Source organism: Gemmatimonadales bacterium (assembly GCA_036265815.1).
GTDB lineage: Bacteria > Gemmatimonadota > Gemmatimonadetes > Gemmatimonadales > GWC2-71-9 > CAVVWJ01.
Genome location: DATAOI010000017.1, coordinates 1 through 10,269, shown reverse-complemented (window position 1 = coordinate 10,269; position 10,269 = coordinate 1). Strand labels below are relative to the sequence as shown.

12 protein-coding genes and 1 pseudogene are annotated in these 10,269 nt (G+C 67.7%); 2 read left to right on the top strand and 11 right to left on the bottom strand.

Features of this window, described 5'->3' with window-relative positions; genetic code table 11:
* Positions 1-34: 34 nt before the first annotated feature.
* From VHR41_02670 to VHR41_02630, 9 genes and pseudogenes are all read right to left on the bottom strand, one after another.
* The gene (locus tag VHR41_02670) at positions 35-628 is read right to left on the bottom strand and encodes an IS630 family transposase (protein ID HEX3233072.1); all 594 of its coding nucleotides are present in this window, start codon (positions 626-628) and stop codon (positions 35-37) included.
* Between the two features lie 47 nt (positions 629-675).
* Positions 676-1,071 (bottom strand): annotated as a pseudogene (locus VHR41_02665) (winged helix-turn-helix domain-containing protein).
* A gap of 67 nt (positions 1,072-1,138) precedes the next feature.
* On the bottom strand, positions 1,139-1,852 hold the full coding sequence (locus VHR41_02660) for a carboxypeptidase-like regulatory domain-containing protein (GenBank protein HEX3233071.1): 714 nt from the start codon (positions 1,850-1,852) through the stop codon (positions 1,139-1,141).
* Position 1,853: 1 nt separating this feature from the next.
* Positions 1,854-3,131, bottom strand: a complete 1,278-nt coding sequence (locus VHR41_02655; GenBank protein HEX3233070.1) for a hypothetical protein — start codon at positions 3,129-3,131, stop codon at positions 1,854-1,856.
* 16 nt (positions 3,132-3,147) lie between these two features.
* Positions 3,148-3,690, bottom strand: a complete 543-nt coding sequence (locus tag VHR41_02650) for a prepilin-type N-terminal cleavage/methylation domain-containing protein (GenBank protein ID HEX3233069.1) — start codon at positions 3,688-3,690, stop codon at positions 3,148-3,150.
* A complete protein-coding gene (locus VHR41_02645) occupies positions 3,687-4,238 on the bottom strand; it encodes a prepilin-type N-terminal cleavage/methylation domain-containing protein (protein ID HEX3233068.1) in 552 nt (183 codons plus the stop codon). The genes VHR41_02650 and VHR41_02645 overlap by 4 nt, the downstream gene beginning before the upstream one ends.
* 14 nt (positions 4,239-4,252) lie before the next feature.
* Entirely contained in the window at positions 4,253-4,729 is a 477-nt protein-coding gene (locus tag VHR41_02640) for a GspH/FimT family pseudopilin (protein ID HEX3233067.1), read from the bottom strand.
* Between the two features lie 135 nt (positions 4,730-4,864).
* Positions 4,865-5,716, bottom strand: coding sequence for an EamA family transporter (locus VHR41_02635; protein HEX3233066.1), 852 nt, complete (start codon positions 5,714-5,716; stop codon positions 4,865-4,867).
* A gap of 11 nt (positions 5,717-5,727) precedes the next feature.
* Entirely contained in the window at positions 5,728-6,642 is a 915-nt protein-coding gene (locus VHR41_02630) for an LLM class F420-dependent oxidoreductase (GenBank protein HEX3233065.1), read from the bottom strand.
* A 110-nt stretch (positions 6,643-6,752) separates the two neighbouring features.
* Between VHR41_02630 and VHR41_02625 the strand changes: the two genes are divergently transcribed.
* Positions 6,753-7,958, top strand: coding sequence for a heparan-alpha-glucosaminide N-acetyltransferase domain-containing protein (locus VHR41_02625; GenBank protein ID HEX3233064.1), 1,206 nt, complete (start codon positions 6,753-6,755; stop codon positions 7,956-7,958).
* Positions 7,959-7,995: 37 nt separating this feature from the next.
* Here the strand turns inward: VHR41_02625 and VHR41_02620 are convergent, their stop codons facing one another.
* A complete protein-coding gene (locus VHR41_02620; protein HEX3233063.1) occupies positions 7,996-8,775 on the bottom strand; it encodes a ChbG/HpnK family deacetylase in 780 nt (259 codons plus the stop codon).
* A gap of 89 nt (positions 8,776-8,864) precedes the next feature.
* On the opposite strand from VHR41_02620, the gene VHR41_02615 reads away from it, so the two are divergent.
* A complete protein-coding gene (locus VHR41_02615; protein HEX3233062.1) occupies positions 8,865-9,410 on the top strand; it encodes a phospholipase D-like domain-containing protein in 546 nt (181 codons plus the stop codon).
* A gap of 27 nt (positions 9,411-9,437) precedes the next feature.
* On the opposite strand, the gene VHR41_02610 is transcribed toward VHR41_02615, so the two are convergent.
* The coding region (locus VHR41_02610) for an ABC transporter substrate-binding protein (GenBank protein ID HEX3233061.1) at positions 9,438-10,269 on the bottom strand (832 nt) is incomplete at its 5' end.

Here is a 10,269-nt window from a genome sequence, read left to right as displayed (position 1 = left end):
CTAATGACTCTCGTGTAATACTGTAATAGTCACGTTAGACGCTCAGCCCCGTATGTCGAAGGAAGCTGAAGGCCAAGTCGGGATCGTGGCGAACGCGCGCGAAGCCGCACTGCACCGGCCGGCGCAGCGCCAGAACCTCGGTTGGACACAGGTTGGCGAGATCGCGCCCTTTGACGTTGCCCCAGATCTGCTCGACCGGGTTGAGCTCGGGCGCATAGGCCGGCAAGCGTTCGACCTGAAGCCAGGGCCGTTGCCGGGCCAGGTACGCCCGCATCCGGCGGCTCTTGTGCGCGGCCAACCCGTCCCAGAGCAGGATGACCCGCCGGCGGCGGAAGTGGCGCTTGAGTGCGCGCAAGAACGTGATCAAGCGCTCGTCGGTGTAGGTGCCGGGGCGGGTCTGGAAGTAAACGCGGCTCCGGTGACCATCCCACCGAAACGCCAGCGCGGCGGCGATCGACAGACGCTTCCAGTTGCTGCCGACATGGGTCAGGATCGGCGGCTGGCCGCGCGGCGCCCACGTTCGGCGGACGACCGGGTGGTGCGAGAGGCCGCTTTCATCCTCGAAGACGAGCCAGGCGCGGCGCCGCCGGGCGTTTTTTTTACCTGCACCCACCGCGTACGCTTCCACTGCGCGATCGCTGCCTCGTCGCGTTCCTGGGCCTGGCGCACGGGACGCTGCACCGACCAGTTCAACGCCCGGAGCAGATACCAGACGTGCCCCGGATGGAACTGCACCCCGGTCTGCCGCGCTATGAGCGTCGCCACCCGCGGCAGGGTCCAAAGATCCGTGGCAAAGCCATGCGCCGGCGCTCCCTGCAGCAGCGCCCGCTCGACCTTGGCCAGCGCGGCGCGGTCCAGCCGCGGCTTGCGGCCCGCGCGCCCCGCGGCCTTTAGGCCCCGTCGCCCCTGGGCCCGCCACGCATGAAACCACCGATGCGCCGCGGTCACGCTCACTCCCACCTGGCGGGCCACCTCGTTCTGCGACACCTTCCGGGCGAACAGCCGCGCGGCCTCCATCCGCCGCGCTTCCAGCGCTGCGAAGTCCCGCTGAGTTCCCCGTGTGGTGGCCATATGTCAACATGGCATCGTAGCCCATGATTCCCATCACTCTATTTCACGAGAGTCATTAGTCGAGAAGCTACGACTCGGGGAAGTCGTCCTGTGAATCGACGCCGTTGGCCGGGGTGAGCTCGAGGACCTTGACTTCACTGCCCTTGAGGTCAACGCGAAGGCGCCAGGTGGGCCGCCCGGCGACCCGGTTGGTGAGCTTGTAAGGCCCCGGGACGACATCCGGGAACTTGAAGTTGCCCTGCTCGTCGGTGCGCAGATTGTAGCGCTCCAGCTTCGTGGGACTGTTCGGCTGTCCCACCAAGAAGAGCTGCATCCGCTGCATCGGCAAAGGCGGCTTCCCGTCCTCCGCGAACACGGCTCGCCCTTCGAGGCTCGCATTGCCCGGTGCACGCTCCTTCTCGGGGCGGCTCGGGTTCGTCGCGTCGTAGGCCACTGGCAGGGCTCCGGCCCGTGCCAGCCATGCTCGGGACGCCTCGACCTCCGGGGCGCCCGGCGATCCGTACTGCAAAACCCATCGGAACTCTCGGATCGCCTCGTCACGGAGGTCCAGAAAGGAGCTAACGACCGCGAGTCCGTAGTGAAGCTGCATCTTGCCGGGAGCCTCGTCCAAGGCCTCGCGGTAGAGTTGCGCCGCCTCGGCGTAGCGACCGGCGGCGAGAGCCCGGGCCGCCAGATCCGCCGGGGTTTCAGACGATGTGGAGCGGGTCGGCGGCGATGGAGACTGGCACGCGACCAGGAGGATCAGAGGGACGAGCAGCGCGTGAATCCTCGCTCGGCTCATACTAGCCCGAAACCTCCTTGTAGGTGCCCGGCGCGACGGTGAAGCCTTGGGGCATCTGTCCTCCCGGATTCGAGGCATAGTTGCAGTTGTAGTTGATCTGCGCGTTGCCGCCCGTGTTCGTGTCAATCGTCGTGGACGAGACGTCACGGACGTTCTGGCTGAACACGGCGCCGTCGATCTCCCCGTTGCCGGTGCCCACGTAGGTCAGATCGTTGACCGTATAGACCAGTCCATGCATCGTCACGTTGCCATCGATGGCCAGCCCGCCCGCCACGACGATCATGCCACTGAAGACGCCGCTGGGGTCCGCCGCGAAACCGCCGTGGATCGAGACGTCGGCAAAGTCCGACGTCGGAGTGCATCCCGTGCAGGCGGTCCCGTCGGCGTTGTAGTCGATGTTGTTGCCGGAGACGGTGTCGATGAAGATAATGCCGTTCGGCAGTTTGTTGCCAGAGTTGAAGTTCAAGCCCTGGACCGAGGCGCCCGAGAAGTAGGTGCCGTTCTTCTTGGCCCACGCCTTGAGGGTGTTCAGGTCTGCGTTCTTCAGGATGTAGGGATCGAAGGCGGAATTGGGAACGTTGACTCGCTGGTCGGTCACCAGGCTGCCCATGCCGTTGAGCGACTGGTTGGCAATGTTCCAGTTCGCGCCAGCGTCGGCCCCGTAGATCGTCGCCGAGCCCCCGGTGTCGGTATTGCCAGCGCTCCACGTGCCGTCCTTGTTGCCGCAGCTGAGATCGGTACGGGAGTTGATGTTCACGTTACCGCCGGCATTGATCTCGCCCGCGACGGTCAGGGCCGCCGGCGGGGGTGTCGCCCGGAAGAGGAACTTCGATACCGTCGCCTGGATCTTCTGTTTCGCCTTGGCGGTTGAGGTGTTCGTCGGAACCCAGCCGACCGAGACGATGTTCCGCTCGTTCGCTGCGCCTCCGGCGGTGACCGTCACGAACGCCAAGCCGATCTGCGTTCCGGTGCTGTCGAGGATAGGTATGCTGGTGCTGCCGTCGTACGGGGCGGGAGCTGTTGCCGGGAAGGGGTCGGGGATTCCGTCGGGATCGGTGGGATTGTTGAGTGCCCAGATCGCGCGTTCCAGGCCAGACTCAGCCACCGACCGCGCCTGAGCCACCATCTTCTGGTTGGTGCTGATCAGTGGCTCGGACGAGGCCAGCAGGGCGAACGCGATCACGAGTGTCGAAAGAATCAGGAGTGCGAGCAGCGCCATCGGTAGCGCGATGCCTCGCTCATCAGTTAGCAGTCCAACGATCATGTGACGGGTGCGCACACGCGCCTCCTTGTCACTACAGGATGTTTCTCAGCCGGACAACGGACTCCATGGTTGCGCGCTGATTGCTGGGTGAGCTCGAGGCCACCTGGTCCTCGGTGCCGGTCACCAACTGGAGCCGGATCAGCCGCACGCTCGCGGCCGTGGCCGTCGTGGTGCCCGTATTGGTCGCCCCGTTCCAATCAGAGTAGTACGTCATGGTCAGCGTCTGAACACCACCGATCAGGGGGATGGTCGTACCCCCGCTGATGCGATTCAGGGTCGTACCAGAGATCTGATACTGAATGGTCGTGCCGTTCTGATCGCGGAATGTCAGATCCGTGGCGCTCGGGATGGCGGTGACGGACTGGGCCGATCGAAGCTCTTTGACCATGAGCTCGAGGGCCGCCCGGTTGTTCTGCTGCACCTCGACTCGGTGCGACCCGAAAAGATAGGCCTCCTGTCCCCGCTGCTGGACCAGTACGACCCCAGCGAGGATCAGGCCGAGCACGGCCGCCACCACCAGCAGCTCGCTCAGCGTGAACCCGCGTTGATCGCGGAGCACGGTGCGCGCGCTCATTTCTGTGCGACCTGCATGGTGACGCTGACGGCCCGCGTCCCAGCGACGGCATTCGTCCCGGTGGCGCTGAGCGGCGTGTAGGTCACGCTCACCGTGACCCGCCGGATCCCGCTGCCACTCATGACTCCGGCCGAAGTGCAGGTCGGAGCCGCCGCCACCGAGTCCGTGATGCGCACCTGGCGGGAGTAGGCGGCATAGGGAGCCGCCATCGGACTCTCGTCGGCAAAGGTCACGGCGTTGCTCGGGTCCTTGGGAGCCACGGTGGATGATGCCGAGACGCCGACTTGGTCGATCACGTCGGCTCCCGGACCTACCGCGAGCGTGCCAGGGTCGACGTGACACGTAGCCGTCCACTGCGCATTCCGGACCTGCTCGAGCCGCTGGTTCGCGAGAAAGGTCGCCGTCGAGGTCTGGCGCCCATCCTGGGTCGCGTAGGTGGAGAGCGGAATGGCCGAGAGCAGCGCCAGCAGGCCGATCGTGATGATCGGCAGCGCGACCAGTACCTCGGCCAGCGTCATGCCGCGTTGATCAAAAAGGACTCGTCGCATCGGGGTCGCTCCTGTCACGGCTGAATCGTGACCCGGCCGGAGGCCGCCACGGCCACGGTGAGAGTCGCGCCGGTCTGCGTATTGGTGAGGGTGTAGGTGGCCGCCGGTAGGGCGGATCCTACGTAGTTGAAGATGGGATTCGCGCTGGCGGTCATCGTGGTGCCGGTGGGTAGAATCATGTTGCCGGCCGCGTCCGTGCCGGCGCCGACCCACGCGCTGCCCCCGCAGGTACCGAGCGCATAGACCATCTGGGTCGAAGTGGACAGCTTGACGCAGACGCTGTCGTTCTGCTTGATCGCCAGTTCGCGGGCCTGATTGATCATCGTCACGACCTGCTGGGCACCGGACTTCAGGATGGCCGCCTGGTGGTACCTGAGGTAGGCCGGCACCGCCATGACCGCCAGGATGCCGATCACCGCGATGACCATGATCAGCTCGGCAAGGGAGAAGCCGGCCTGGTGAGAAGATCGCGTGCGCCAGATTGTTAGCATGGATAGCGCCGACCCCTTGCGTCGATGCAATGGGGGTGCCTATCTGATCGTCCGATATGACGCCTACTTGCGAAGACCTTCGCGCGGGCGGCCCGGCGTCCATGACAATCGCTGTCACGTCGCCAACAGACTCGGTCAGCGGGTGAGCACCATCACGCCGAGGACGATCAGCACCGAGCCCAGCACCAGGCGCCAGTTGAGCCGGGAGGCCTGTCCGGGCAGGAAGTAGGTGATGAGCAGCACGAAGAGCGGGGCGGTGCCCGCGAGCGGGATCACCACGCTCACGTCGCCGCCGCCCAGCGCGAGCAGGACCAGGAACACGCCGCTGTTCTCCGCGACGCCGCCGCCCACGAACCAACCCACGCTCCGCCGATCGACGCGCAGCGAGCCCAGGTTCCCGGAGGCGAGCAGGAACGTGGTGGAGGCGATCAGCGCGGCGGTGACGTTGACCGCGGCGTCGAAGAGCGGCCCCGCGCTGCTGAGGCCGAGCTTGCGCACGATCGCGACGGTGCCGAAGCAGGACGCGGCGATGAACGGGTAGGCGAGGTCGAGCACCCGGAAGCCCACGTAGCGGCCGCTCAGCGAGAGCATGATGGTGCCGAACACGATCACCAGCGTGCCGCCCAGGATCGGCACCGTCACGTGCTCGCCCAGCAGCAGGATCGCGAGCCCGGTGGCGACCAGGGGGGCCAGGTTGTTGACCGCGGCGGCCACGGGCGCGCCCACCTTCTGGATGGCCAGCACCCGGAAGAGCCGGCCGCCCGCGGTGCCCACCACGCCGGAGAACACGAAGTAGGGCACCGAGCGCCACGTGTAGGCGTGCCAGGGGACCAGCAGCAGGGTGGCGGACCACGCGGCCACCGCGCCCACCACCACGTTGATCCAGGCGCCCGCGTAGAAGTTGGAGCGCTGGAGCCCGCGCTGGATGAGGAGGGTGGCGCTCGCGGTGCACAGGGCGCTGCTGAGCGCCAGCGCCTGCGGGGGCACGGTCAAGCGGCTCAGCCCACCTCGGCGCGAATCCGGTCGTGCAGGCGGTGCAGCTCTTCGGTCATCGCCGCGACCGAGCGCGCGCCGGCCTGGAAGATCGCGGTGGCGTTGAGCGCGACCCAGCCGAAGCCCATCGCCTTGAGCGCCGCCACGCGGGCCACCACCTGGGCGTGGTCGGCGTAGAAGGTCTTGCCCGCCGCGTCGCGCGGCGGCGGCGCCACCATGCTCTGCAGCCCGATGGCCTGCGGGTCGCGTCCCGCGGCCTCCGCGTGTCGGTGGATGGCGTCGATGGCTACCCGCGCGCTAACCGGATCGGTCACCCGGCTCGCAAGCCAGCCGTCGCCCAGGCGTCCCACGCGGCGGAACGCGGCCTCCGAGAGACCGCCGATCCAGATCGGCAGGCGCGCGCCCTGGGGGGGCTTGGGCTCCATCGCCATCGACACGGTGGGGTAGTGCGGGCTCGGCACCGTGACCTCCGCGTCGCTCCAGTAGGCCCGCATGAGACGGATCGCCTCGTCCATCCGCGGCCCGCGCGTCCCGAACGGCTCGCCGAGCGCCTCGTACTCCGACTCCTGCCAGCCCACCCCCACGCCCAGGCGCACGCGCCCGCCGGAGAGCGTGTCGAGCGTGCTGACCTGCTTGGCCACAAGGGCCGGCTGGCGCTGGGGCAGCACCAGCACCTCGGTGCCGAGGGTGACGCGAGTGGTGACCGCGGCCATGTAGGAGAGCGCCATGAGCGCCTCCAGGATCGGCATCTGGGGATTGTAGGGGCCGCGCGCTCGTCCCTCGATCGGCACGCCCATCACCACGTGGTCGAAGATGTCGATGTGATCGTAGCCGATCCGCTCGATCGCGCGGGCCAGGTCCGCGACCGCGGCCGGGCCCTCGCGATAGGACACGCTGGGGAACTCGACGGACAGCTTCACGACGTCACCGCGCGCGTCGCCCCGCGTTCCATGGACGGGCCTCCTTTGGCCAGGCGCGGGTACCATACCACGACCATTCGGGGCTTCCCGCCGGTGCTAGGATGCGGGAAATGGCCATTCGGGTGACCGTGCCGGAGCCTCCCGCGCAGGTGGTGGCCGAGCGTGTGGGGCCGCTGCCGTCCCGCCCGCCGGACCCCGTCCCTCCTCCCCGCCTGCAGTCGCTGGACGTCTTCCGCGGGCTCACCATCGCGGCCATGCTGCTGGTCAACAATCCCGGCACGTGGAGCCACGTCTACCCGCCGCTCGAGCACGCGGCCTGGAACGGCTGGACGCCCACCGACCTGGTCTTCCCGTTCTTCCTCTTCATCGTGGGCGTGGCCACCGCGCTCTCGCTGGGCCGGCTGGCGGACGCGGGTGAGAGCCGGACGATGCTCTTCCGCAAGGCCCTCGTGCGCGCGGGGATCATCTTCGCCCTCGGCCTCGCGCTGCAGGGGTTTCCGCACTACGACCTGCCGCATCTGCGCATCCCGGGCGTGCTGCAGCGCATCGCGATCGCCTACCTGATCACCGCGGTCGTGGTGCTGCTCACCGGCGTGCGCGGCCAGGCGCTGACCCTGGTCTGTCTCCTGATTGGCTACTGGACGCTCCTGACCCTGGTGCCGGTGCCCGGCGTCGGCCGCGGGGTGCTCGAGCCCGAGAAGAACCTCTCGAACTGGCTCGACTTCCGGCTCCTCGGGGTGAATCACGTCTGGCAGGAGACGCGGACGTGGGACCCGGAGGGCCTGCTGAGCACGCTGGGGGCAGTCGGCTCGGTGATCTGCGGCGTGCTCGTCGGCCACTGGGTGCGCTCGGGACGCGGCGTCGGGGCCAAGGCCTTCGGCCTCTTCTACGCGGGGGCCACGACGCTGGCGGCGGGTTGGATCTGGAGCCGCGTCTTCCCCATCAACAAGAGCCTGTGGACCAGCTCCTACGTGCTGCTGTCGGCCGGGATCGCGTGCCTGCTGCTGGCCGCCATCTTCTGGCTGGTCGACATCAAGGGGCTCCGAGGCTGGACCACCCCGTTCCTGGTCTTCGGGACCAACGCGATCACCGCCTACTGGCTGTCGACGCTGTGCGGGATCGTGCTCGACTGGATCACCTTCACGCGAGCGCCGGACGGGCAAGAGGTGGTGCTGAAGACCTATCTCTACGACACGCTCTACGCGTCGTGGCTCTCGCCGTCGAACGCCTCGCTGGCCTACGCGGTCACCTACGTGGTGGTCTGGCTCGGGCTGCTGAGCGTGCTCTACCGGCGCCGGATCTTCATTCGTATCTGAGGGCGTATCTGAGGGCGCATCTGAGGGCGGGGCTCCCTCAGCGCGCCTCCCGGCTCATCCGCGCGTAGTCGCGGTAGTTGATGAGCCGGATGCCTTCCTCGGTGACCGTGTTCTTCACCCGCTCGTCGGTGAGCGTCGCGAGCTCGACCTCGCGCTCGCGGTTGTAGATGGCGTCGGGGCGCGTCTCGACGTGGCCGGGATGGCAGGAAACCTCGGTGACGCCCGGCTTGAGCGCCCGCAGCATGGACACCATCACCTCCACGCTGATCTTCGACATGTCGGTCTTGCCGAACTCGGGCTGGCCCCAGAAGCGACCCACGAACACCACGTCGGAGAAGCCGCGCACCGGCACGTTGTAGCGACGTCCCGCGGCCAGGAAGAGGCGCGCGACGTTGAAGAGCCGGTGCAGGTGGTGGTGCGAGTCGATGTGGTCGGGTGGGCTGCCCACCATCCGGACGAAGGCGGCGAGCTGGCGGTCGATCTGCTGCTGGACGGCGGGGAGATCCTGCATGTCGGTGAAGAGCTTCCCGCGGTTGTCGAACGAGACGTGGATACCCAGTCCCAGCTTGGGCCGCTTGCGCGCCTGCTCGATGGCGGCCTCGGCGTCGGGCCCGTCGACCAGCAGGCTGGCGCTGGTCACGATGCCGGTGTCGTGGGTCTCGAAGATGCCCTGGTCGATCTCGGCCGACAGGCCGAGGTCGTCGGCATTGACGACCAGGTAGCGGGCCGGCGCCAGCCCCGCCGCGGCCCGTCGAGCGGCCAGCACGCTCGCGGTGGCCGCTCCGAGGCCGGCGACGAGGAAGCCTCGTCTGGACATCGATGAGCCCATGGCACCTTAAACATAGCGTGAGCCGGTAAAAAATGCCCGGGATAGTGCGGTCGGGACACTCGTGCGATGATCGCCTCATGAAGGGTCTGGCGACCGCGCTGGCTCTATCCCTGGTCGTGAGTGGGACGGTGGCCCAGGCCCAGGCGCCCCGCGTGGTCGAGCCCGAGCAGTCCCGGCCCTGGGCGGCCTACTTCTCACCCGGCGGCGGCGCGGCCCAGGCGGTGGTGGAGGCCCTCGTGCGCGCCCGCCACACCGTCCTGGTCCAGGCCGAGACGCTGAGCTCGCCCCAGATCACCAAGGCGCTGACCGACGCGGAGCATCGCGGGGTCAAGGTGGAGATCATCCTCGATCGCCGGCACGGCAAGGGCCGGCCGTCGTCGGCCGACACCCTCGCCCGGGAGGGGGTCGGCGTGCTCATCGACCGCATGCACACCACCGGCAGCAACGTGATGGTGATCGACACCGAAGTGGTCCTGACCGGCAGCTTCGGCTACACCGTCGCGGCGGAGCGCGAGAACGTCGAGAATCTCCTGGTCATCCACGCTCCCGCGCTCGCCGCCCGGTACGGCGAGAACTGGCAGGTCCACGCCGCCCACTCCGTCCGCTACGCGGCTGCTCCCTAGCGGCGTCAGTCTCCCGAGACCGCCGGCCTAGGCCTCGACCCAGGGGGTCCAGAGCTGGAACCACTCCTCGGGCGGGTTCACGAAGCCCTTCACCTTCGGGCTCAGGACCACCAGGTTCAGGTCGTTGCAGATGGGGAAGAACGCGGCGTCCTCCTCCATGATGATCCGGTCGATCTGCTTGTAGATCGCGGCGCGCTTCTTGTCGTCGAGCTCGGCCCGCGCGCTGTCGAGCAGGCCGTCCACCCTGGGGTTCGCGTACCAGCCCACGTTCACGCCCTTGTCGGGCTGGCGCGTGGAGCGGGCCACGATGTCGATCCAGAAGTTGCTGGTCATGCCCCACGAGAGCTGGTAGGCCCCGTGGCCCGGGCGCAGCCCCTGGAACATCTTGGAGAGGTAGGTGATCCAGTCGAAGGTCTCGAGCTTCACCTTGATGCCCACCTTGGCGAGATCGCGCTGGATCCACTCCGCCATCGCCACCGGGATCATCTGGCCCGAGCCCGACGTCGAGGTCCAGAACGTGGTCTCGAAGCCGCCCCCGAGGCCCGCGTCCTTGAGCAGCGCCTTGGCCTTCTCCGGGTCGTAGGAGTAGGGCTTGTACTTCGGGTCGTAGGCGACGGTGGCGGGGGAGATCATGCTCCACGCCGGCTTCGCGGTGCCGCGGAGCAGCTCCTTGCACATCCGGTCCTTGTCGACCGACATCTGGAGCGCCTTGCGCACCCGCACGTCCTTGAACTTGTCGTCCTTCATGTTCAGGTGCCAGTACCAGATGTGAGGGGCGTTGGACTGCAGCACCTGGTACTTGTCCTTCCGTAGCGCCTCCACCTCGTCGGGCGGGGGCGCGAGGATGAAGTCGACCTCG

Bases quoted from the DNA above. Each gene is read 5' to 3' on its own strand.
- VHR41_02640 (HEX3233067.1), bottom strand. From the start codon at position 4,729: ATGCTAACAATCTGGCGCACGCGATCTTCTCACCAGGCCGGCTTCTCC.
- VHR41_02660 (HEX3233071.1), bottom strand. From the start codon at position 1,852: ATGAGCCGAGCGAGGATTCACGCGCTGCTCGTCCCTCTGATCCTCCTG.
- VHR41_02615 (HEX3233062.1), top strand. From the start codon at position 8,865: ATGAAGGGTCTGGCGACCGCGCTGGCTCTATCCCTGGTCGTGAGTGGG.
- VHR41_02625 (HEX3233064.1), top strand. From the start codon at position 6,753: ATGGCCATTCGGGTGACCGTGCCGGAGCCTCCCGCGCAGGTGGTGGCC.
- VHR41_02620 (HEX3233063.1), bottom strand. From the start codon at position 8,775: ATGTCCAGACGAGGCTTCCTCGTCGCCGGCCTCGGAGCGGCCACCGCG.
- VHR41_02650 (HEX3233069.1), bottom strand. From the start codon at position 3,690: ATGAGCGCGCGCACCGTGCTCCGCGATCAACGCGGGTTCACGCTGAGC.
- VHR41_02645 (HEX3233068.1), bottom strand. From the start codon at position 4,238: ATGCGACGAGTCCTTTTTGATCAACGCGGCATGACGCTGGCCGAGGTA.